Genomic DNA, 22,833 nt, shown 5'->3' with positions numbered 1-22,833 from the left:
TAAAATTAGGTATTATGAAGGTAAACATGCAAGCAGTTAATTTTGATGCTGATTTAAAGCTCATCAATTTTTCTCAAAACAAATTAGATAAACTGGAACAATTTTTCAGTAAAATCATAAATGCAGATGTGTATTTAAAGGTCCAAAAAACTTCTGCGCCAGAAAATAAGATTGTTGAAATAAGGCTTTTTGTTCCTGGGGATGATATGGTAGTCAAAAAGACTTGTAAAACTTTTGAGCAATGTATAGACGAATGTGTAGCGTCTTTAGAGCGGCAATTGAAGAAAAGAAAAGAAAAGTTAGCTTCGTATTAAAAAAAAATATTAAAAAATATTTTGGTAATTAAAAAATAGGCTTACATTTGCAGTCCGTTAGAAATAGCGGGCTTTTTTTATGGTTAAAAAAGTACAAAAGCCGATGTAGCTCAGCTGGCTAGAGCAGCTGATTTGTAATCAGCAGGTCGTGGGTTCGAGTCCCTCCATCGGCTCTTAAAAATACTGAAGTCTTAGTTGAGGACTTTTTTGGGGAGATACTCAAGCGGCCAACGAGGACGGACTGTAACTCCGTTGGGAAACCTTCGCAGGTTCGAATCCTGCTCTCCCCACTTGATGGTATCTGAAGAGATATTTTGAAATATTGAATACCTTTTAGTTGTAAAACTAAAAAAAATGCGAGAGTAGCTCAGTTGGTAGAGCGTCAGCCTTCCAAGCTGAATGTCGCCAGTTCGAACCTGGTCTCTCGCTCTAAATTAAACTCTATTTTTATTGAGTTTAAAGTCAAGTTGTCCATTTCCTTATAAAAAGGGTTTTGCCGGTGTAGCTCAGGGGTAGAGCGTTTCCTTGGTAAGGAAGAGGTCATGAGTTCAAATCTCATCATTGGCTCTGTTAAATAAAAATAGGTCTCAACAGAGGCCATTACTAGTATAGACTGATTTGGTTTTAGCTCCGTTTCTGTCTTTTTTAAAATTGAACACTAATATAAACTAAGATTATAAATTATGGCTAAAGAAACGTACGATCGTTCGAAACCCCACCTTAATGTAGGAACTATTGGTCACGTTGACCACGGTAAAACTACCCTTACTGCAGCAATTACTAAAGTGCTTGCTGATGCTGGTTTCTCTAAAGCGACAAGTTTTGATCAAATTGACAACGCTCCTGAAGAAAAAGAGCGTGGTATTACAATTAATTCCTCACATGTGGAGTATCAAACAGCAAACAGACACTACGCGCACGTAGATTGTCCTGGTCACGCCGATTATGTAAAAAACATGGTTACTGGTGCTGCCCAAATGGATGGTGCTATTCTTGTTGTTGCTGCTACTGATGGTCCTATGCCACAAACACGTGAGCACATCCTTCTTGGACGTCAAGTAGGTATTCCTCGTATCGTTGTATTCCTTAACAAAGTGGATATGGTAGATGATGAAGAACTCCTTGAATTAGTTGACATGGAAGTGCGTGATTTATTAAGTTTCTATGAATATGATGGTGACAATGGTCCTGTTATTTCTGGATCTGCTCTTGGAGCACTTAACGGAGAGCAAAAGTGGGTGGATACGGTACTTGAATTGATGGCAGCTGTTGATACTTGGATTGAAGAACCAGTTCGTGATATGGACAAGCCTTTCCTTATGCCTATAGAAGACGTTTTTTCTATTACAGGTCGTGGTACTGTTGCAACTGGTCGTATTGAGACTGGTGTAGCTAACACTGGAGATCCTGTTGAGATCATCGGAATGGGTGCACAGAAGTTGACTTCTACTATTACTGGTATTGAAATGTTCCGTCAGATCCTTAATAGAGGTGAAGCAGGAGATAACGCAGGTATCTTGTTAAGAGGTATTGAGAAGTCTCAAATTTCTCGTGGTATGGTAATTACCAAGCCAGGATCTGTAACTCCTCACGCTAGATTTAAAGCAGAGGTTTATATCCTGAAAAAAGAAGAAGGTGGACGTCACACTCCATTTCACAATAACTACCGCCCTCAGTTTTATGTACGTACTACTGATGTAACAGGTAACATTGCACTTCCTGATGGAGTTGAGATGGTAATGCCAGGTGATAACTTGACAATTAATGTGGAGCTTATTCAGCCTATAGCATTAAACCTAGGACTTCGTTTCGCAATCCGTGAGGGTGGAAGAACTGTTGGAGCGGGTCAGGTTACTGAGATTTTAGATTAATTTCTAATTAATATTATTAAGTATCCTATCTAATTTTAGATAGGGTACTTTCCCTTTATATAGGTGAGGCAATAAATGATTCTTGTAAGAATTGTTGTTTTGCGGGCTTAGCTCAGTTGGTAGAGCACTGGTCTCCAAAACCAGGTGTCGTGAGTTCGAGTCTCTCAGCCCGTGCATTATAAATATAGTTGGCCTTAAACAATAAATTTTTATTGAATCTTTAAGTTTGACATTCAGAACATTACTATTATGAGTTTAATAACATACGTAAAGGAGTCTTATAATGAGTTGACCAATCATGTGACTTGGCCTACTTGGGCAGAAACGCAAAAGTTGACGGTTACAGTTGCTGTATTCTCCATTGTTTTTGCACTAATTGTAGCAGGGATTGATTATGTATTCAGTGCTGCTATTGAGAATTATTTTAGTTGGATAAAGCAAAATTAATTAATAGTCGATATGTCAGAAGAGAAGGATTTGATGAAGTGGTATGTTGTTCGTTCTGTTAGCGGCCAAGAGAATAAGATCAAGGAATACATTGAGTCTGAAATAGCTCACCACAACCTTGGTGATTATTTAAAACAAATATTGGTTCCTACCGAAAAGGTGGTTCAGATTAGAGATGGTAAGAAATATAACAAGGAGCGTATTTATTTTCCTGGTTATATTATGGTGCAAGCCCGATTGGAGGGTGAAGTGCCTCATATTATCAAATCTGTAAATGGGGTCATCGGATTCCTTGGTGAAACCAAAGGTGGAGAGCCCGTGCCTCTAAGGAGAGCGGAGGTCAATAGAATGTTAGGTAAAGTTGATGAACTTGCTGAGCAAACGGATAATATCGCTATTCCTTTTAAGAGTGGTGAGACAGTGAAAGTAGTAGATGGTCCGTTTAATGGATTTAACGGTGTCATTGAAAAAGTAAATGAAGAAAAGCGTAAGCTAGAAGTTATGGTTAAAATATTTGGCCGTAAGACTCCTTTGGAGCTTAGTTATATGCAAGTAGAGAAAGTATAAATGTTACAATTTATAGGTGATAAATAAGGCTTCCACTTTATTATCATTAAATAAGTGAAATTAATTAAAAATGGCTAAAGAAGTATCTAAGGTTGTAAAGTTACAAGTTAGAGGTGGCGCAGCAAACCCATCTCCACCTGTAGGACCTGCACTTGGTGCGGCTGGTGTGAATATCATGGAGTTTTGTAAGCAGTTTAATGCTAGGACTCAAGATAAAGCAGGTAAAGTTTTACCTGTTGCAATTACAGTATTTAAGGACAAGTCCTTTGATTTTGTAATAAAAACACCACCAGCGGCAGTACAAATCCTTGAAGCGGTAAAGCTTAAAGGCGGAAGTGGAGAACCTAACCGTAAGAAAGTTGGAACTATCAGTTGGGATCAAATTCGTTTGATTGCACAAGATAAGATGCCAGACCTCAATGCATTTACAGTAGATAGCGCTATGCGAATGGTAGCTGGAACTGCTAGATCAATGGGGGTGAACGTTAAGGGTGGAAACGCACCTGTTTAAAACTTGTAACAATGGCAAAATTAACAAAAAATCAAAAAGAGAATCAAGCAAAGATTGATAGGTTACAAACTTATTCGGTTGCTGATGCCTCTAAATTAGTAAAGGAAGTTACAAGCACTAAGTTTGACGCTTCTGTAGATCTAGCCGTAAGGTTAAATGTTGATCCACGTAAAGCCAATCAAATGGTTAGAGGTGTAGTGACGTTACCTCACGGTACAGGTAAGGATGTTAAGGTGCTTGCACTAGTTACTCCAGATAAGGAAGCGGAAGCAACTGAAGCTGGTGCGGACTATGTAGGTCTTGATGAATACCTTGATAAGATCAAAGGTGGATGGACTGATGTAGATGTAATTATTACCATGCCTAGTGTTATGGGAAAATTAGGTCCATTAGGTCGTGTACTTGGTCCTAGAGGATTAATGCCTAACCCTAAAACCGGAACAGTTACAATGGATGTAGCTAAAGCTGTTTCGGATGTTAAGGCCGGTAAAATTGACTTTAAAGTCGATAAAACTGGTATCATACATGCAGCAATTGGAAAAGCATCTTTTGATGCAGAGAAAATAGCAGGTAACGCAAAAGAATTAATCAACACACTAGTTAAATTAAAACCGACAACGTCTAAAGGTATTTATATCAAAAGTATCTTCATGTCTAGTACGATGAGTCCTAGTATTGAGATAGACACTAAACGTTTTGCAGAAGACTAAAAATCTAGATCATGACAAGAGAACAAAAAGCAAATGTTATTCAAGATTTGACTGCTACGTTAGGTGAGAATTCAACTATATACCTAGCAGACATATCTGGCTTAAATGCATTAGAGACATCAAATTTACGTAGGGCTTGTTTTAAAGCTAATATAACCATGTCAGTAGTAAAGAATACCCTTCTTGCTAAGGCTATGGATGCTTCAGACAAAGACTTTGGAGAATTGCCAGATTTATTAAAAGGTAATACGTCCATCATGCTTGCTGAAGTTGCAAATGCCCCAGCTAAGGTTATTGAAAACTTCAGAAAGAAGTCCAATAAGCCGGTGCTTAAAGGAGCTTATATTGCAGAAGCTATTTATGTAGGTGACGATATGATCAGTGCGTTAAGCAATATCAAATCTAAAGAAGAAATGATCGGTGAAATCATCGGTCTACTTCAAAGCCCTGCTAAAAATGTGGTAGCAGCACTTCAATCAGGTGGTGGTAAACTCGCAGGTATTCTTAAAACTCTATCTGAAAGATAGAACCCAATTTAGTACGCAATTAATTATTTATAAATTTTATTAAAACGATAGAAAAATGGCAGATTTAAAAGATTTCGCTGAGCAGTTAGTAAACTTAACTGTTAAAGAAGTAAACGAATTAGCAGGTATCCTTAAAGAGGAGTATGGTATTGAACCAGCAGCAGCGGCAGTTGCTGTGGCTGGACCAGCTGCAGGTGGTGGAGACGCTGCTGAAGAACAAACAGAATTTGATGTCATCCTTAAAGCAGCAGGTAGTGCTAAACTAGCTGTTGTTAAACTTGTAAAAGAACTTACAGGAGCAGGATTGAAAGATGCTAAAGCTCTAGTTGACGATGCACCATCTCCTATCAAGGAAGGTGTTTCTAAAGACGAGGCAGAAGCCCTAAAAGCTCAGCTAGAAGAAGCTGGTGCTGAGGTTGAGTTGAAGTAATTCTTCTTACCTAAACATTATCGGTTTAGACCTGTGAGCGATGTTCACAGGCCTAGACCATTTTGCGTATAAAGATGAGACGTCGTCGATAACGCTTTTTTTAATCACTTAATACCGTGCATTGATGCTAGCAACAAACACAGAAAGAATTAATTTTTCAACGGTAACTAATAAGGCAGAATATCCTGACCTGCTGGATATCCAAATAAAATCCTTTCAGGACTTTTTTCAGTTAGAGACTAAATCGGATAAAAGAGAAGTAGAAGGCCTTTACAATACCTTCATGGAGAATTTTCCTATCACTGATACTCGTAATCAGTTCGTATTGGAATTTCTTGATTACTTCGTAGATCCGCCGCGTTATTCTATTCAAGAATGTATAGAACGTGGACTTACTTATAGCGTGCCTCTTAAATCGCGCTTAAAATTATATTGTACAGATCCAGAACACGAAGATTTTGAAACTATTGTTCAAGATGTCTATCTGGGTACTATTCCGTATATGACTCCATCTGGTACTTTTTGTATCAATGGCGCCGAGCGTGTAGTGGTATCTCAGTTACACAGATCTCCTGGTGTCTTTTTTGGACAGTCATTCCATGCAAATGGAACTAAATTATACTCTGCCCGTGTGATTCCTTTTAAAGGGTCATGGATAGAATTTGCGACAGATATTAATAGCGTTATGTATGCTTATATCGATCGTAAAAAGAAATTACCTGTAACAACACTTTTCCGTGCTATCGGTTTTGAAAGAGATAAAGATATCTTAGCAATCTTTGATCTTGCTGAAGAAGTAAAAGCGAGTAAAACAGGACTTAAAAAATACCTTGGACGCAAACTTGCTGCGCGTGTACTAAGAACTTGGCATGAAGATTTTGTTGATGAAGATACTGGTGAAGTAGTTTCTATAGAGCGTAATGAAATCGTTCTGGATCGCGATACTATTCTGGAAAAAGAGCATATTGATGAGATTATTGAATCTCAAGCTAAGACCATCCTTCTTCACAAAGAAGATAATATGTCTGCTGATTATGCTATAATCCATAATACGTTACAAAAGGATCCTACCAATTCTGAAAAGGAAGCGGTAGAACATATATATAGACAATTACGTAATGCTGAGCCGCCAGATGAAGAAACAGCACGTGGAATTATCGATAAATTATTTTTCTCTGATCAGAGATATAATCTAGGTGAGGTAGGTCGTTACCGAATGAATAAAAAATTGGGTCTTGATATTCCAATGGACAAGCAAGTGCTTACCAAAGAAGATATCATTACCATTATAAAGCACCTGATCATGTTGATCAACTCTAAAGCAGAGATTGATGATATTGATCACTTGTCTAACCGACGTGTACGTACTGTTGGTGAGCAGTTGTCTCAACAGTTTGGTGTAGGTCTTGCTCGTATGGCTCGCACGATTCGTGAGCGTATGAACGTAAGAGATAACGAGGTATTTACCCCGATTGACCTTATTAACGCAAAGACCTTGTCTTCTGTTATTAATTCTTTTTTTGGTACTAACCAGTTGTCTCAATTCATGGATCAAACAAATCCATTAGCAGAGATTACTCACAAACGTAGATTATCTGCACTAGGACCTGGTGGACTTTCAAGAGAAAGAGCAGGATTTGAGGTGCGAGATGTACATTATACACACTACGGAAGGCTTTGTCCAATTGAAACACCTGAAGGACCGAATATTGGTCTGATCTCGTCACTAGCAGTATTTGCAAAAGTGAATGGAATGGGATTCATTGAGACGCCATATAGAAAAGTAACCAATGGTGTTGTTAACTTAAAAGACCAACCTACTTATCTAAGTGCTGAAGAAGAAGAAGGATTGCATATCGCACAAGCTAACTTACCTCTAACAGACGGTAGGATAGATCAAGAAAAGGTAATTGCACGTATGGAAGGTGATTTCCCGGTAATAAATGCTACAGATGTGGTATATGCTGATGTTGCTCCTAACCAGATCGCTTCTATCTCAGCATCGTTAATTCCTTTCTTGGAACATGATGATGCCAACCGTGCACTGATGGGATCAAACATGATGCGTCAGGCAGTACCCTTACTTAGAGTAGATGCTCCTATCGTTGGAACTGGTTTGGAAAGACAAGTTGCTTCAGATTCCAGAGTATTGATCAATGCTGAAGGTGATGGTAAGGTAGTATATGTAGATTCACAAAAAGTGGTGATCAGATATGATCGCACAGAACGTGAGGCTTTGGTGAGCTTTGAGCCAGAAGATACTTCTTATAACTTGATAAAATTTCGTAAGACGAATCAAGGTACTAGTATTACATTGAAGCCTATAGTTCAAAAAGGCGATCGAGTAGTTAAAGGACAAGTGCTTTGTCAAGGGTATGCTACTGAAGCTGGAGAACTTGCTTTGGGACGTAACCTGAAAGTGGCCTTCATGCCATGGAAAGGGTACAACTTTGAGGATGCCATTGTAATTTCTGAAAAAGTAGTTCGTGAAGATATATTTACTTCTATTCACGTAGACGAGTATTCTCTTGAGGTTAGAGATACAAAGTTAGGTAACGAAGAACTTACTGCAGATATTCCAAACGTAAGTGAAGAAGCTACGGCCGATCTTGATGAACACGGTATGATACGTATTGGAGCTGAAGTAAAGCCTGGAGATATTTTAATAGGAAAAATTACTCCTAAAGGAGAAAGTGATCCTACTCCAGAAGAAAAACTTCTTAGAGCTATTTTTGGTGATAAAGCTGGTGATGTAAAAGATGCTTCTCTAAAGGCTTCTCCTTCACTAAGAGGTGTTGTTATCGATAAGAAATTATTCTCTCGTGCGGTAAAGGATAAGAGAAAAAGAGCTCAGGATAAAGAAGATATCGCAAGATTAGAACAAGATTATCAAGGTAAATTTGATGGTCTTCAAGAGCGTTTAATTGAAAAATTATTTGAAATTGTAAGTGGTAAAACATCACAAGGGGTATTTAACGATCTTGGAGAAGAAGTGCTTCCAAAAGGTAAAAAATACACTCTTAAAATGTTGAACTCAGTAGATGACTTTACACATTTAACTTCTGGAACTTGGACAACAAGTAATGAGGTAAATGATATGGTAGCCGACTTACTTCACAATTATAAGATTAAAGAAAATGATCTTCAAGGATCATTAAGGCGTGAGAAGTTTACGATCTCTGTTGGAGATGAGCTTCCGGCTGGTATTATCAAACTTGCTAAAGTTTACATCGCTAAAAAGCGTAAACTTAAAGTAGGAGATAAGATGGCAGGACGTCACGGTAACAAAGGTATCGTTGCACGTATTGTACGTCAAGAAGATATGCCTTTCCTTGAAGATGGAACTCCAGTAGATATCGTATTGAATCCGCTTGGTGTACCTTCTCGTATGAACATTGGACAGATTTATGAAACCGTACTAGGATGGGCAGGAGAGAAATTAGGTAAGAAATTTGCCACTCCTATCTTTGATGGTGCTACATTAGATCAGATCAATGGGTACACAGATGAGGCAGGTATTCCACGTTTTGGACATACGTATTTATTTGACGGTGGTACTGGTGAGCGTTTTGATCAACCTGCAACGGTAGGTATTATCTATATGCTTAAACTAGGACACATGGTAGATGATAAGATGCACGCACGTTCTATTGGTCCATATTCATTGATTACACAGCAGCCACTTGGTGGTAAAGCACAATTTGGTGGTCAGCGATTTGGAGAGATGGAGGTATGGGCACTGGAAGCCTATGGTGCTTCTAGTACGTTACGTGAAATCTTAACTGTAAAATCAGATGATGTCATAGGACGCGCCAAAACTTACGAAGCTATCGTAAAAGGGGAGCCCATGCCAGAACCTGGTCTTCCAGAATCATTTAATGTATTGATGCACGAGTTGAAAGGTCTAGGACTAGATCTAAGACTGGAGGATTAATTTTTCGGTGAGGTTGGATGTTTGTTTCGCTTTCGCGAAAGCGCAATGATCCACCAACCTCGCTACTTTAACTTAAAATAGTACCATTATTATGGCTAGACATAAAGACAACCCAACACAAAAGAAATTTTCAAAAATTTCAATCGGTCTTGCATCTCCTGAATCTATTCTTGCTGAGTCAAGAGGTGAGGTGTTAAAACCAGAAACGATTAACTATCGTACGCACAAACCTGAAAGGGATGGGCTTTTTTGTGAGCGTATATTCGGTCCTGTAAAGGATTATGAATGTGCTTGCGGAAAATATAAGCGTATACGTTACAAAGGAATCGTTTGTGATCGATGTGGTGTAGAGGTTACAGAGAAAAAAGTAAGACGTGATCGTATAGGACATATCAATCTTGTTGTGCCAGTGGCCCATATTTGGTATTTCCGTAGTTTGCCTAACAAGATTGGGTATTTGCTAGGGCTTCCTTCAAAGAAGCTGGATATGATCATCTATTATGAAAGATATGTGGTGATTCAACCAGGTATCGCAAAGAATGCAGATGGCGAAGAAGTTCGTAATTTAGATTTCCTTACAGAGGAAGAATATCTAGATATAGTAGACACACTTCCGCAGGAAAACATGTATTTGGAAGATTCAGATCCTAATAAATTCATCGCTAAGATGGGTGCGGAGTGTTTGATCGATTTACTTAAGCGCATCGATTTAGAGTCTTTATCTTACGACTTGAGACACAAAGCAAATAATGAGACTTCTAAACAACGCAAGACCGAGGCTTTAAAGCGTCTGCAAGTAGTAGAGGCTCTTAAGGACTCTAATGAAAGACGAGAAAACAAAGCAGAATGGATGATCATGAAAGTGGTTCCTGTAATTCCACCAGAATTACGCCCATTAGTGCCGCTTGATGGTGGACGTTTTGCTACCTCTGATTTAAATGACTTATACCGTCGTGTGATCATACGTAACAACCGTTTGAAGCGATTGATGGAGATTAAAGCTCCTGAAGTGATTCTTCGTAACGAAAAACGTATGTTGCAAGAGGCAGTGGATTCACTTCTTGATAATACAAGAAAATCTAGTGCTGTTAAAACAGATTCTAACAGACCACTGAAATCTCTTTCTGATTCCTTAAAAGGAAAGCAAGGACGTTTTCGTCAAAACTTACTTGGTAAGCGTGTAGATTATTCTGCTCGTTCGGTAATTGTTGTTGGACCAGAGCTTAAATTATATGAGTGTGGTATTCCTAAGGACATGGCTGCAGAGCTCTATAAGCCTTTCGTTATCCGTAAACTTATTGAGCGCGGTATCGTTAAGACGGTAAAGTCTGCTAAGAAAATTATTGATAAGAAAGAACCAGTGGTTTGGGATATTCTGGAAAACGTTCTTAAAGGACATCCAGTAATGTTGAATCGTGCTCCTACACTTCACAGATTAGGTATACAAGCATTTCAACCTAAACTTATTGAAGGAAAAGCGATTCAGTTACACCCATTAGTGTGTACGGCATTTAATGCCGATTTTGATGGAGATCAAATGGCCGTTCACCTTCCGTTAGGTCCTGAAGCAATATTAGAGTGTCAGCTATTAATGCTGGCTTCACACAATATCTTGAACCCTGCAAACGGTAGCCCAATTGCGGTACCTTCTCAGGATATGGTATTGGGTCTGTATTATATGACCAAACTTCGTAGATCTGAACCTGGACACCTTGTAAAAGGTGAAGGGCTTACTTTTTACGGACCAGAAGAATTAGTAATTGCTTTTAATGAAAAGCGTGTAGATATTAATGCTCCTGTAAAATGTAGAATCAATCTTCTTCAAGAAGACGGTTCTTACAAAACTCAGATCATTGAAACTACTGCTGGTCGTGTGATTTTTAATCAAAAGGTACCAGATGAAGCTGGATACATCAATGAGGTATTAACTAAGAAAGCTCTTAGAGATATTATCGGTGATATACTAAAGGTTACAGATGTTCCTAGAACAGCTGCTTTCCTTGATGAAATTAAAGATCTAGGTTATGGATTTGCATTCCGTGGTGGATTATCATTCTCTCTAGGAGATATCATGATTCCTGTAGAAAAGCAATCGATGATTGATGCAGCAAATACTAAAGTAGATGCTATACGTGGTAACTATAGTATGGGTCTTATTACTCAAAACGAAAGATATAATCAAGTCATTGATGTGTGGACTGCTACTAACGCCCAGCTTACTGAATTGTCAATGAAAAACATTAGAGAAGACCAACAAGGATTCAACTCGGTGTTTATGATGCTTGACTCTGGAGCCCGTGGATCTAAAGAACAGATCCGACAGCTTACCGGTATGCGTGGACTTATGGCAAAGCCTAAGAAATCCAATGACGGTGGTGGAGCAATTATTGAAAACCCAATTCTTTCTAACTTTAAAGAAGGTCTTTCAATTCTTGAATACTTCATCTCCACTCACGGTGCACGTAAAGGACTTGCAGATACCGCGCTTAAAACGGCAGATGCTGGTTACTTGACACGTCGTTTACACGATGTTGCTCAAGATGTGATCGTCAATCATGAAGATTGTGAAACCTTAAGAGGTATTGAGGTTTCTGCATTGAAGAAAAACGAAGAAGTAATGGAGAAACTTGGAGCGAGAGTTCTAGGTCGTACTGCATTACACGACGTTATTGATCCTGCAACTCAAGAAGTAATTGTCGCTGCTGGTGAACTGATTGTAGAAAAATATGCCGATATTATAGAGGCTTCTGATCTAGAATCTGTAGAAGTAAGATCTGCTCTTACTTGTGAAGCTGCAAAAGGGGTTTGTACTAAATGTTATGGACGTAACCTTGCTACTAACCGTCTTGTGATGAGAGGTGAAGCTGTAGGTGTTATTGCTGCACAGTCCATTGGAGAACCAGGTACACAACTTACTTTGAGAACCTTCCACGTAGGTGGGGTTGCAGGTAACGTATCTGAAGATAGCTCTATTGTTGCAAAGAATGACGGTATTCTTGAGATTGAAGATCTTAAAACAGTTAAAGGTGAAAACAGTGAAGGCAAGCCGGTAGAGGTAGTAATATCTCGTACCGCAGAGTCTAAATTGCTACATGAAAAAACTGGTATGTTATTGAATTCAAATAACATCCCTTATGGGTGTGAGCTTTATGTGAAGCCAGGTTCTAAGGTTAAAAAAGGAGATCTTCTCGCAAAGTGGGATCCTTTTAACGGTGTTATCATTTCTGAATTTGCTGGTAAAATCAAATTCGAAAATATTATACAAGGAGTTACCTTTCAAGTAGAAAGTGATGAACAAACTGGATATGAAGAGAAAGTTATTTCTGACTCTAGAGATAAGAAATTGATTCCAACGCTTCATATTTTAGATAACAAAGGAGACAATGTTATTTCTTATAACTTACCAGTAGGGGCTCACTTGATGATCAACGATGATGAAAAGATCAAAGTTGGTAAAGTATTGGTTAAGATTCCACGTAAATCTGCTAAAGCAGGTGATATTACTGGAGGTCTTCCCCGTGTAACAGAATTGTTTGAAGCACGTAACCCTTCTAATCCTGCTGTAGTAAGTGAAATAGACGGTGTTGTTTCTTTCGGTAAAATTAAACGTGGTAACCGAGAAATCATAGTGACTTCTAAAACGGATGAAGTGAAGAAGTACTTAGTGAAACTTTCTAATCAAATTCTTGTACAAGAAAATGATTACGTAAGAGCTGGGATGCCATTATCTGATGGGTCTATTACTCCTAAAGACATTCTTGCAATTAAAGGACCAAGTGCTGTACAACAGTATTTAGTAAATGAAGTTCAAGAGGTCTATAGATTACAAGGGGTAAAGATTAATGACAAGCACTTTGAAGTTGTAGTTCGACAAATGATGAGAAAGGTAAGAATCGTTGATTCTGGTGATGGTATGTTCTTAGAGAACCAATTGGTTCACAAAGAAGATTTTATCCTAGAAAACGATAGACTTTATGGTAAGAAAGTAGTTGAAAATGCTGGAGATTCTGTAAACTTAAAAGAAGGACAAATTATTACTTCTAGAGAGTTACGAGATGAAAACTCTATATTACGTAGAGAAGATAAAGCTCTGGCAACGGCTCGTGACGTTATGCCTGCAACTGCTGAGCCAGTTCTTCAAGGTATCACTCGTGCATCTCTTCAAACGAAGTCGTTCATTAGTGCTGCATCTTTCCAAGAGACTACTAAAGTATTGAATGAAGCTGCTGTCGCAGGTAAAGTAGATACCTTAGAAGGTCTTAAAGAAAATGTAATTGTGGGTCACAGAATTCCTGCAGGTACTGGAATGCGTAACTATGATGATATCATTGTAGGTTCTAAAGAAGAATTTGAAAAACTTCTTCAGCATAAAGAAGAACCTAAAGTGAATTATAACTAATACTAATGGCAAAAGATCAACATCCTGACCATAAAATCAATATTGAGATTGATGGTGAAATTGCAGAAGGACAATACAGTAACCTTGCAATTATCAACCATTCCGTTTCTGAGTTTGTTGTAGACTTTGTGAATATCATGCCTGGTAACCCTAAATCAAAGGTGAAATCCAGAATTATATTAACTCCTCAACACGCTAAACGACTGGCAAAAGCACTACATGAAAATGTTAGGAAATTTGAGCAAGTTCACGGTGATATTAAGGATTATGAACAACCGCCCGTTCCTCTAAATTTTGGCCCAACAGGTCAAGCATAACACAAAAGCCTGATGATTTTCATCAGGCTTTTTTTATTGTCCTGTTTGTCCCGTCCTAAAATAGCGATACACTAAAATTTAGTGTAATGAACAAGTCAGTAAAGAAGGATGATGCAAAAAGAACCTAAAAAGACGGTACAGGAGTTTTAAATTCCAACAAGTAAATGCTACCATCAGCATATGTGCTTGTTAAAGCAGCAGGCCTTAACTTCGTAATTCAACACACAAGGTGTCTGTAAGTTGACTTCATCGTCATAGAATATTCGCTTGCTCCACATTAGACCACTTATAAAGCTGTATTTTTATATATTCATGGAGGTTAAATTAGGGGGTACCTTTTTATAGAATTTTTTTGTAATCATCTTTGGCATGAAGAAACTAGTAAGCTGTTTATTATTTTTCGCTTTCGCGAAAGCGATGATCGCACAACAAGATCCACAGTACAGTCAGTATATGTACAATCCTATAGTGGTCAATCCCGCCTATGCTGGAAATCGAGGTGTGGCAAGTATTGTAGGTCTTCATAGAAGTCAATGGGTAGGACTGGATGGAGCGCCACGTACTCAAACCTTGTCTTTTCACACGCCTCTTTCCAATAGTCGGGTAGGCGTAGGCTTGAGCATAGTGAATGATGAAATAGGTCCTGCAGCTGAGACATATGTCGCTGCAGACTTTAGTTATACCCTTTTAGTTGGAGATCAGGCTAGCCTAAGTTTTGGATTTAAAGGCGGTGTTCATGTTTTAAATGTAGATTATAGCAGACTGAACCCTTTTGACTCAGGAGATCCTAGATTGTCTGATAATATCAATAATCAACTTTCACCTACTTTAGGTCTGGGCTTGTACTACCATACAGAGCAGCTTTATTTGGGGTTAAGTAGCCCTAACCTATTGCAGACGGATCACTTTGATGGTACTGAAACTAACGGTAGTTCTACTTATATTGCACAAGAACGAATTCACTTATTTGCTACAGCCGGTTATGTATTTGATTTGAATGATGATGTCAAATTCAAGCCAGCTACGATGTTAAAGCTAGTTCATGGAGCACCGGTACAAATAGATCTAACAGCAAATTTCTTGTTGAATGACAAGTTAACTTTGGGAGTTGCTTACCGATGGAATGCAGCTGTTACTGGGCTTGTAGGATTTCAAATAAGTGATCAAATGATGATAGGATTTGCATATGATCGGGAGACAACCGTATTAGGGAATGCTATTTTTAACGATGGCAGCTATGAAGTATTCTTAAGATTTGAATGGTTCAATAATTACGAACGTATCATCACACCGCGTTTCTTCTAATAATCCATATAGAATTTTAATATGTTTAAAAGACTGATCCTATTTATTCTTCTAGCCCCCTGTTTTTTGGGACATGCACAAACCTATCAGGTAGAAAAAGGAAATAGTAAATACAATGCCTTTGCATTTATTGAGGCTCAAAAGATTTATTTAAAATTAGTAGAGGATGGTTATGCTACAACCGAAATACTGTCAAAACTAGGAGATACCTACTATTTTAATGACGATTTAAAGCAAGCCCAAAAATGGTACGCAAAGCTTTTTGCACAATATGAAGACCGTGTAACTCCAGAATACTTTTTTAGATATGCCCAATCATTAAAAGCAGTGAATAAATACGAGGAGTCAGATGTCTACATGGCTAAGTTCAATACTTCTATTGGCTTTGACGCTAGGTCAAAAATGTTGGAAGAAGATTCCAATTACCTTCAAATGATAGACTTTCAATCGGGTAGATTCGAAATCGCCAATGCCAAGGAGATCAACTCCTCTAAAGCTGATTTTGGACCCGCATTTTATGCTTTAAACAATCAAGTAGTCTATGCTACAGCAAGGGAATCTGGATCCGTACCAAGGGAAAGGCACACCTGGAATAACCAGCCGTTCTTGCAATTATATACTGCTGACGCAGATGAAAATGGGGTATTGGGGAATCCTAAGCCTATGTCTAATCTGATCAATACCAAATATCACGAAAGCACCCCTGTATTTACTAACGACGGACGGACCATGTACTTCACGCGCAACAATTATGACAATGGTGTGTACCTGCAAGATAAAACGGGAACTAATAAATTAAAAATATTTAGATCTTATAAAAACAAAGGTAAATGGTCAAAACCAGAACAGCTTCCATTTAATAGCGACGAATATTCTGTGGCGCATCCCGCTTTAAGTCCAGATGGTAAAAAACTATATTTTTCAAGCGATATGCCCGGGAGTATAGGGTATGATCTCGAAAACGAATTCACAAGGTCAGATATATGGGTGGTAGATATCTTGTCAGATGGAGCTTTTGGTGCACCTAGAAACCTAAAAGACATCAATACTCCAGGCAGGGAAACTTTTCCTTTTATCAGTAAAACAAACACCTTGTATTTTTCTTCTTCAGGGCATCAAGGATTAGGTGGCTTAGATGTTTTTACTAGTTCTATAAGTCCTAGCGGCAGTATGGGGAAGGTGGTGAACATCGGTAAACCCATCAACACCACCTATGATGATTTTGGTTTTATCGTTAACGACGATACACAAACCGGCTACTTCAGCTCCAACAGGCCTGGTGGTGCTGGAGATGACGACATTTATACCTTCTTACAGCTGGAAGATCTTAGAGAGGAATGTGAGGTGCACGTTGTTGGTAATGTAACTGATCATAAAACTGGTGATCCTATTAAGGACGCCACTTTAGTGCTTTTTGATATGAATAATAATAAAATCGATCAACAAATCACAGGGGATAATGCAACCTATACTTTTAGATTAGATTGTGATCAATCATATATCCTACGTGTAGTAAAGGAAGACTATACTTCAAACGAAGAGGTCATTACTACTCCGACAAGTTCTGGACTAATGCGTACTTCTCTAGAAATTGAAATCAATCGCATCCCTGTGGCAGATTGTGATGACATAGGTCCATTACTAGATATACAACACATATATTTTGATTTTGACAAGTTTAATATTAGGACAGATGCGGGGTATGCACTTTTAAAAATTAAAGCTTTTATGGAGTTATATCCTCAAGTGAGCATTGAGATACGCTCTCATACCGATAGTAGAGCGCCAGACCAATACAACGAGCTACTCTCAGAGAAAAGAGCACAAAGCACTCGCGATTGGCTCATTTCAAAAGGCATTGATGCTTCTCGCTTAACGGCAAAAGGCTTTGGAGAAAGAAGGCTACTTAATACATGCGCTAACGGTGTAGCGTGTTCTAGTGACGAGCATCAGTTGAACCGCAGATCAGAGTTTATTGTTTCAGGTTTTGGGGAGTTCAAAGATTGCGATTAACACATTATTAAACAAAGGCACTTCGCGCAAATGCAGGTGAAGTGCCTTTGTTAATCTAATCATGCTTGCTTTTTAAAATGACTTATGAGGTTGAAAAGAGTATGGTTGTTTTTAAAAGCAACCTATTCAATGTACTTCGACCCTTTGAACACTTTTAGTTAAGAGAGTCTGAAAACAATTATGCACCTACCGTTGCAGCAGGTTCAAATTCGGATATGAAATGAAACTTGATACTCGGGTATTTTTGTTGTGTCATTTGCAAGGAAAATGAGGAGTCAGCAAGAAAGACCAACTGGCCTCTTTTATCTTTACATAAAAACTTAGATTTCACTCTTTTAAAGTCAGTAAACTCCTCTGGTTTTGCTACAGATTCATCTACCCAACAAGCTTTGTGCACATTGAGGTTTTCATAAGAACAAGTCGCACCATACTCGTGCTCTAGTCGGTATTGAATCACTTCAAACTGAAGCGCACCTACAGTGCCTATTACCTTACGGCCGTTAAGTTCCAAGGTAAATAGCTGTGCAACACCTTCATCCATAAGTTGGTCGATACCTTTTGCCAGCTGTTTAGATTTCATAGGGTCTGCATTATTAATATATCTAAAATGCTCTGGTGAAAAAGCGGGAATTCCTGTGTAATGAAGTTCTTCACCTGAGGTGAGGGTGTCGCCTATTTTAAAGTTACCTGTATCGTGTAACCCCACAATATCTCCAGGGAATGACTCGTCAACGATTTCTTTTTTCTCTGCAAAAAAAGCGTTGGGACTAGAGAATTTCAAATTCTTATCCAACCTTACATGCTTATAGGCTTTATTGCGTTCAAAGGTACCGCTTACCACCTTTATAAATGCCAGCCGATCTCTATGTCTGGGATCCATATTAGCATGAATTTTAAACACAAAACCACTAAAATCTTTTTCCTCAGGTCGTACTAGACGTTCTTCAGCTTTTTTAGGACGAGGAGCAGGAGCGATTTCTATAAAACCGTCCAGCAGTTCTTTAACTCCAAAATTATGCAGTGCACTACCAAAAAATACAGGCTGTAACTCACCATTTAAATATTCTTCTCTATCAAACTCGGGATAGATGCCTCTAACTAATTCCAGTTCCTCTCTTAAAGTACCAGCGGCTTTATCTCCTATAAGCTCATCCAGATTGGAATCGTTTAAATCGTTGATCGCAGTAGTATTATAAATATCTTTAGAAGAAGCACCTGTAAATAAATTAATGTTTTTCTTATGGATGTTATAAATCCCTTTGAGATCATAACCCATTCCTATAGGAAAGCTCAATGGAGTCACTCGCAGTTCTAGTTTTTGCTCTATTTCATCCATAAGATCAAAGGCATCTTTACCCTCACGATCCATTTTATTGATAAAAACGATGATCGGGATTTGACGCATTCTACACACTTTTACCAGCTTCTCCGTCTGTTCTTCTACCCCTTTTGCTACGTCTACCACTACAATCACGCTATCTACTGCGGTAAGTGTTCTAAAGGTGTCTTCAGCAAAATCTTTGTGTCCAGGAGTATCGAGAATGTTAATCTTGTTGCCTTGATATTCAAACGCTAGTACAGATGTTGCTACAGAAATACCACGCTGGCGTTCTATTTCCATAAAATCACTCGCGGCTCCTTTTTTAATCTTATTGCTTTTTACTGCCCCAGCTTCTTGAATAGCCCCACCATATAACAGAAGCTTCTCTGTTAGTGTTGTTTTTCCTGCATCTGGATGCGATACAATACCGAAGGTCCTTCTCCTTGCGATCTCTTCTGTAAATTTCATGTGTCTAATTAATCAGGCTGCAAAAATAGAACAATGTATGTACTATAGCATAGAATTTTGCACATCAGGTTGTTAAATCGTTAAATGGCTTGATATTTTATTAGTTGCTTTAGGCAGTTGTTTTTTTTAAGCTTTAAATAATTCTTTGAAATGTCACAGGTAAATAATGGGATTTAATATGTGCAATTAGGTAAGTTTTTTTATCGCTTTCGCGAAAGCGGTACAATCATTCAGTCTTCCTTAATAGCCTTCTTTTATGCAGGTAACAATTATTAAATTATTTATTGAAAAGCAAAGTTTTAAAAGTCGGTCAGTAATGACTAAATTGCTTTTATTATCACGAGATTCAAGCACAAGTTTGTAAATCTTATGAATTGACCCACTTTTAAACAATAAAATATGATCACGCTTAAAGATCTTGCTGCTACGCTTGGAGTCTCTGTTTCTACGGTTTCTAAAGCATTAAAGGATAGTCCAGAGATAAGTAAAGACACCATCGCACGTGTCAAGGAAATAGCAAAAGAGCTTAATTACAGACCTAATACATTGGCTTTAAGTCTCAAAAATAGAAAGACTAAAACTATAGGGGTTATTATTCCAGATATATTGAATGTATTTTTTGCTCGTATACTTTACGGGATCGAGCAAGAATCAACCGCGCTAGGTTATAACATCATAACCTGTTTGTCAAATGAATCTTTTGAAAAAGAAAATAACAGTTTACATTTATTAGCAAATGGTAGCGTAGATGGTTTCATCATGTCAATAGCAGAAGAAACCCAATCTAACGGTGAAGTAAAACACTTAAAAGAAACTATTAATCAGGATGTGCCTATTGTTATGTTTGATCGAGTAGCCAACGATGTGGAATGTGATAAAGTAATTATTGATGATTTTAATGCTGCCTTTAAAGGGACAGAGGTATTGATAAAAGAAGGTCGTAAGAAAATTGTGTTGATCAATAGCTTAGGAGGCCTAAGCGTAGGTAAACTAAGAGTGTTGGGTTATAAAAAAGCATTAGAACAACACGATTCCTACACAGGGGAAGCCTTAGTGATCAATATAGATAGTAATGAGGCGTTGTTGAATGATCAATTAGAAAAAATAATTACCGAGCACCCAGATATGGACGGACTACTTTGTATCGATAATGTTTCTGGTATAATGTCTGTCAATATTGCACAGCGTTTAGGTAGAAAAATACCTAAAGACTTATCTGTTTTAGGATTCAGCTCTGATGAAATTTCTCATCTATCCTACCCGCAACTCTCAACAGTAACTCAACATGCCGAGGAGATTGGTCAACAATCGGTACGCATGCTTGTGGAACGCTTGGAGAATAAAACCAAAGGGCACACGACTACTGCCACTGTAGATTTTACCATCGAACTAAGAGGAACCACTTTACCTAATTAATAGTCTTTAAAAAGGTTTTTTAACAAACAAATCTGGTTAAAAGCAGTACTTGAAGGTTCTTTTTGTAATGAAAGTTAGGGTTGAGCTACTTAGTATAGGCTAAAGAAATCTATTGGTTTCCTTTTGTATTTTTGTTGAATAAATTTTAGAAATTATCGAAAAAGTAATCTTAGTAAATGAGAAGGATGAGCAAGTCGGCCTTATGGAGAAAATGGAAGCTCACGAAAAAGCATTATTGCACAGGGCATTTTCTGTTTTTGTAGTAAATGACAAAAATGAAATTATGCTGCAGCAGCGAGCCATAGGTAAGTATCATTCTCCTGGTTTATGGACCAATACCTGTTGCAGTCATCAACGAGAGGGAGAAACTAATATAGCAGCCGGAAAGCGCAGGCTTATGGAAGAAATGGGTTTTGTGACAGAGCTTAAAGAACTGTTTCATTTTATTTACATAGCACCATTTGACAATGGACTTACAGAGCATGAATTTGATCATGTGATGATAGGGCATTACAACGACCCTCCACAAATCAATCCAGAAGAAGTTGCTTCTTACAAATGGATGACGGCTCAAGATATTAAAGAAGATATCATACAGCAGCCAGAAATTTATACCCATTGGTTCAAGATTATTTTTGAAAAATATTACACCCATATATCATGAGATTAACCGCATATAGAAAGGCTCATTTTAATGCTGCTCATCGTTTACACCGCAAGGACTGGAGTGACGAAAAAAATGCACAAATATTTGGTTTGTGTAACAACCCTTTTTTTCATGGTCATAACTACGATTTAGAAGTAGGGGTTACTGGTGAAGTAGATCCTGAGACGGGTTATTTAATTGATCTTAAAATTCTTAAAGACATCATCAAAGAAGAGGTAGAAAATGCCTTTGATCACAAGAACCTGAATGAACAAGTACCAGAATTTGCCAACCTCAATCCCACGGCAGAAAATATTGCTTTTGTTATTTACCATAAAATCAAAGCAAAACTGGATCCTAAATACGATCTAGAGATCAAACTCTTTGAAACAGAACGCAATTTTGTGGTCTACAGAGGAGAGTAACATAGAGTTTCAGGTTGTGATTCTATTCTTTACCTTTCTTATAAGATAGAAACCTATTGAGGATAAGTTTATTACAGGTGCTTTCAGCGTCGTTAAGGGTGCTATTTAAAAGGTTTCAACCTTTCTAATATATGTGGAGGTGAATGAATAAGGCTTTTATTCACTATTTTTGCACTAAAATAAAATTATTATGGCAAGTATTAAAGATCTTAAACAAGACATTAATTACGTATTAGGAGATATTATTGAAGCTGCATTGATTTCTCAAGCAGTAAATCCAGAAAAAGCAACTGAGTTTGAAAAAATTGTAGACGATTCAATAACAACTTTTGACGAATTGATTTCCCGAGTGAATAATCGCAAAGTGGAAAGTCGCAAAGCACACCTTAAAGCAGTGAAAGCTGATTTAGAAACTAAAGGAAAAGGACTTATAGATAGAGTAAACGCGCTATAAGTTACTTTTAGATTTTTTTATTAATTCAGACAGTTGTTTTCCATAAACGGTTGTCTGAATTTTTTTTGGCATCTTTTGGTAAACACTGTCTAATAAAATAGGATTGGCCTCGCTAGCTTCATTAATTAAAATATAAGGAGCGACTTCTTTCTCTTTATGTAATTGTGCATAGTTGATAGCGTGCAGTACTTTTTTCCTTAAATACTTGTCATAAGCCGCATTGATTGAATCAGTTATTGCTACTGTTCTAGTCTCATCAGTTAGGGACAAGCTTCTTTTTACCAAGTCAGTATAGACTTTATCAAGTGGATCACTGTTTTTCCTGAATTCGGTATAGATATCTTGATTTTTTGAACCTGATATTACGGCATCTTTCTCAAATTTATCCCAAGAAGAATTAATGGTCATTGTAGTGTCTTCTGCAAAGAATAATAACCGGTCATTAAAATCAGTGCCGTCGTTGACATCTAGATGCAGGTACATGATTTGTGTTTGATCCAGATCTGTTGTTAAAGTATAATCAGAATTTCCATTAAATAGGGCAGAATCTACATCAATAAGAATAGAATCTTGTAAACGCTGTAAGTAAATTTTACCAATCTTTACACCATCAACTGTTCCAGAAACCGAAAACTTATTGGAATGAGAATTACGACAAGAGCTTATAAAGGTGAGGCCTATTAGAAGGAAAAACAGTTTTTTCATGGTATCAATTTAATGCTTGCAAAGATGCATCATAAGTTTAACATACAGTAATA

19 protein-coding genes and 5 tRNA genes are annotated in these 22,833 nt (G+C 37.8%); 22 read left to right on the top strand and 2 right to left on the bottom strand.

All coding sequences use genetic code 11. The features are described 5' to 3' along the window. Positions 1–14: 14 nt before the first annotated feature. From raiA to KG732_RS01640, 18 genes are all read left to right on the top strand, one after another. The gene (gene raiA, locus KG732_RS01725) at positions 15–314 is read left to right on the top strand and encodes a ribosome-associated translation inhibitor RaiA (RefSeq protein WP_213520600.1); all 300 of its coding nucleotides are present in this window, start codon (positions 15–17) and stop codon (positions 312–314) included. A 99-nt stretch (positions 315–413) separates the two neighbouring features. Beyond that, positions 414–487: transfer RNA gene (locus KG732_RS01720), tRNA-Thr, on the top strand. A 36-nt stretch (positions 488–523) separates the two neighbouring features. Next, a tRNA-Tyr gene (locus tag KG732_RS01715) sits at positions 524–604 on the top strand. Positions 605–670: 66 nt separating this feature from the next. After that, a tRNA-Gly gene (locus KG732_RS01710) sits at positions 671–743 on the top strand. A 66-nt stretch (positions 744–809) separates the two neighbouring features. Further along, positions 810–881, top strand: a tRNA-Thr gene (locus tag KG732_RS01705). A gap of 116 nt (positions 882–997) precedes the next feature. Further along, a complete protein-coding gene (tuf, locus tag KG732_RS01700) occupies positions 998–2,185 on the top strand; it encodes an elongation factor Tu (RefSeq protein ID WP_213520598.1) in 1,188 nt (395 codons plus the stop codon). Positions 2,186–2,286: 101 nt separating this feature from the next. After that, positions 2,287–2,359 (top strand) — tRNA-Trp (locus KG732_RS01695). Between the two features lie 75 nt (positions 2,360–2,434). Further along, positions 2,435–2,632 (top strand): preprotein translocase subunit SecE, encoded by a 198-nt coding sequence (gene secE, locus KG732_RS01690; RefSeq protein ID WP_213520596.1) that lies wholly within the window; start codon positions 2,435–2,437, stop codon positions 2,630–2,632. A 12-nt stretch (positions 2,633–2,644) separates the two neighbouring features. Continuing rightward, positions 2,645–3,199 (top strand): transcription termination/antitermination protein NusG, encoded by a 555-nt coding sequence (gene nusG / locus KG732_RS01685; RefSeq protein WP_213520594.1) that lies wholly within the window; start codon positions 2,645–2,647, stop codon positions 3,197–3,199. A 70-nt stretch (positions 3,200–3,269) separates the two neighbouring features. Next, a complete protein-coding gene (gene rplK / locus KG732_RS01680; RefSeq protein WP_213520592.1) occupies positions 3,270–3,710 on the top strand; it encodes a 50S ribosomal protein L11 in 441 nt (146 codons plus the stop codon). An 11-nt stretch (positions 3,711–3,721) separates the two neighbouring features. Next, positions 3,722–4,420, top strand: coding sequence for a 50S ribosomal protein L1 (gene rplA / locus KG732_RS01675; RefSeq protein WP_213520590.1), 699 nt, complete (start codon positions 3,722–3,724; stop codon positions 4,418–4,420). Between the two features lie 11 nt (positions 4,421–4,431). After that, a complete protein-coding gene (gene rplJ, locus KG732_RS01670) occupies positions 4,432–4,947 on the top strand; it encodes a 50S ribosomal protein L10 (protein ID WP_213520588.1) in 516 nt (171 codons plus the stop codon). 55 nt (positions 4,948–5,002) lie between these two features. Then, positions 5,003–5,377 carry a 50S ribosomal protein L7/L12 gene (rplL, locus tag KG732_RS01665; protein WP_213520586.1) on the top strand — a complete coding sequence of 125 codons (375 nt, stop codon included), beginning with the start codon at positions 5,003–5,005 and terminating at the stop codon, positions 5,375–5,377. A gap of 124 nt (positions 5,378–5,501) precedes the next feature. After that, the gene (gene rpoB / locus KG732_RS01660; RefSeq protein ID WP_213521192.1) at positions 5,502–9,311 is read left to right on the top strand and encodes a DNA-directed RNA polymerase subunit beta; all 3,810 of its coding nucleotides are present in this window, start codon (positions 5,502–5,504) and stop codon (positions 9,309–9,311) included. A 91-nt stretch (positions 9,312–9,402) separates the two neighbouring features. Beyond that, positions 9,403–13,710, top strand: a complete 4,308-nt coding sequence (rpoC, locus tag KG732_RS01655; protein ID WP_213520584.1) for a DNA-directed RNA polymerase subunit beta' — start codon at positions 9,403–9,405, stop codon at positions 13,708–13,710. Positions 13,711–13,715: 5 nt separating this feature from the next. Continuing rightward, entirely contained in the window at positions 13,716–14,027 is a 312-nt protein-coding gene (locus KG732_RS01650) for a DUF3467 domain-containing protein (protein ID WP_213520582.1), read from the top strand. Positions 14,028–14,396: 369 nt separating this feature from the next. Then, positions 14,397–15,332: a type IX secretion system membrane protein PorP/SprF gene (locus KG732_RS01645; RefSeq protein ID WP_213520580.1), complete on the top strand. Its 936-nt coding sequence runs from the start codon at positions 14,397–14,399 to the stop codon at positions 15,330–15,332. Positions 15,333–15,353: 21 nt separating this feature from the next. Next, entirely contained in the window at positions 15,354–17,345 is a 1,992-nt protein-coding gene (locus tag KG732_RS01640; RefSeq protein ID WP_213520578.1) for an OmpA family protein, read from the top strand. A gap of 178 nt (positions 17,346–17,523) precedes the next feature. Here the strand turns inward: KG732_RS01640 and KG732_RS01635 are convergent, their stop codons facing one another. Continuing rightward, the gene (locus tag KG732_RS01635; protein WP_213520575.1) at positions 17,524–19,134 is read right to left on the bottom strand and encodes a peptide chain release factor 3; all 1,611 of its coding nucleotides are present in this window, start codon (positions 19,132–19,134) and stop codon (positions 17,524–17,526) included. 399 nt (positions 19,135–19,533) lie between these two features. On the opposite strand from KG732_RS01635, the gene KG732_RS01630 reads away from it, so the two are divergent. The 4 genes from KG732_RS01630 (at position 19,534) to KG732_RS01615 (ending at position 22,075) form a co-directional block, all read left to right on the top strand. Beyond that, positions 19,534–20,550 (top strand): LacI family DNA-binding transcriptional regulator, encoded by a 1,017-nt coding sequence (locus KG732_RS01630; protein ID WP_213520573.1) that lies wholly within the window; start codon positions 19,534–19,536, stop codon positions 20,548–20,550. Positions 20,551–20,701: 151 nt separating this feature from the next. Next, positions 20,702–21,214 (top strand): isopentenyl-diphosphate Delta-isomerase, encoded by a 513-nt coding sequence (gene idi, locus KG732_RS01625; protein WP_213521190.1) that lies wholly within the window; start codon positions 20,702–20,704, stop codon positions 21,212–21,214. Then, the gene (locus KG732_RS01620) at positions 21,211–21,621 is read left to right on the top strand and encodes a 6-carboxytetrahydropterin synthase (RefSeq protein WP_213520572.1); all 411 of its coding nucleotides are present in this window, start codon (positions 21,211–21,213) and stop codon (positions 21,619–21,621) included. The genes idi and KG732_RS01620 overlap by 4 nt, the downstream gene beginning before the upstream one ends. A 190-nt stretch (positions 21,622–21,811) precedes the next feature. Beyond that, positions 21,812–22,075 (top strand): hypothetical protein, encoded by a 264-nt coding sequence (locus KG732_RS01615; RefSeq protein ID WP_213520570.1) that lies wholly within the window; start codon positions 21,812–21,814, stop codon positions 22,073–22,075. Here KG732_RS01615 and KG732_RS01610 read toward each other — a convergent pair. Then, entirely contained in the window at positions 22,070–22,780 is a 711-nt protein-coding gene (locus KG732_RS01610; protein ID WP_213520568.1) for a DUF4369 domain-containing protein, read from the bottom strand. The two genes, KG732_RS01615 and KG732_RS01610, sit on opposite strands and share 6 nt — an antisense overlap. Between the last annotated feature and the right edge of the window lie 53 nt (positions 22,781–22,833).

This window comes from Nonlabens sp. (assembly GCF_018401815.1).
GTDB lineage: Bacteria > Bacteroidota > Bacteroidia > Flavobacteriales > Flavobacteriaceae > Nonlabens.
Note: the sequence above shows the minus strand (reverse complement) of the source record. Positions and strands in the feature narration are given on the sequence as shown.

Bases quoted from the DNA above. Each gene is read 5' to 3' on its own strand.
- tuf (WP_213520598.1), top strand. From the start codon at position 998: ATGGCTAAAGAAACGTACGATCGTTCGAAACCCCACCTTAATGTAGGA.
- KG732_RS01650 (WP_213520582.1), top strand. From the start codon at position 13,716: ATGGCAAAAGATCAACATCCTGACCATAAAATCAATATTGAGATTGAT.
- nusG (WP_213520594.1), top strand. From the start codon at position 2,645: ATGTCAGAAGAGAAGGATTTGATGAAGTGGTATGTTGTTCGTTCTGTT.
- KG732_RS01610 (WP_213520568.1), bottom strand. From the start codon at position 22,780: ATGAAAAAACTGTTTTTCCTTCTAATAGGCCTCACCTTTATAAGCTCT.
- KG732_RS01635 (WP_213520575.1), bottom strand. From the start codon at position 19,134: ATGAAATTTACAGAAGAGATCGCAAGGAGAAGGACCTTCGGTATTGTA.
- KG732_RS01640 (WP_213520578.1), top strand. From the start codon at position 15,354: ATGTTTAAAAGACTGATCCTATTTATTCTTCTAGCCCCCTGTTTTTTG.
- rplL (WP_213520586.1), top strand. From the start codon at position 5,003: ATGGCAGATTTAAAAGATTTCGCTGAGCAGTTAGTAAACTTAACTGTT.
- KG732_RS01620 (WP_213520572.1), top strand. From the start codon at position 21,211: ATGAGATTAACCGCATATAGAAAGGCTCATTTTAATGCTGCTCATCGT.
- raiA (WP_213520600.1), top strand. From the start codon at position 15: ATGAAGGTAAACATGCAAGCAGTTAATTTTGATGCTGATTTAAAGCTC.
- KG732_RS01615 (WP_213520570.1), top strand. From the start codon at position 21,812: ATGGCAAGTATTAAAGATCTTAAACAAGACATTAATTACGTATTAGGA.
- KG732_RS01645 (WP_213520580.1), top strand. From the start codon at position 14,397: ATGAAGAAACTAGTAAGCTGTTTATTATTTTTCGCTTTCGCGAAAGCG.
- rplJ (WP_213520588.1), top strand. From the start codon at position 4,432: ATGACAAGAGAACAAAAAGCAAATGTTATTCAAGATTTGACTGCTACG.
- rpoB (WP_213521192.1), top strand. From the start codon at position 5,502: ATGCTAGCAACAAACACAGAAAGAATTAATTTTTCAACGGTAACTAAT.
- rplA (WP_213520590.1), top strand. From the start codon at position 3,722: ATGGCAAAATTAACAAAAAATCAAAAAGAGAATCAAGCAAAGATTGAT.
- rplK (WP_213520592.1), top strand. From the start codon at position 3,270: ATGGCTAAAGAAGTATCTAAGGTTGTAAAGTTACAAGTTAGAGGTGGC.
- secE (WP_213520596.1), top strand. From the start codon at position 2,435: ATGAGTTTAATAACATACGTAAAGGAGTCTTATAATGAGTTGACCAAT.
- KG732_RS01630 (WP_213520573.1), top strand. From the start codon at position 19,534: ATGATCACGCTTAAAGATCTTGCTGCTACGCTTGGAGTCTCTGTTTCT.
- rpoC (WP_213520584.1), top strand. From the start codon at position 9,403: ATGGCTAGACATAAAGACAACCCAACACAAAAGAAATTTTCAAAAATT.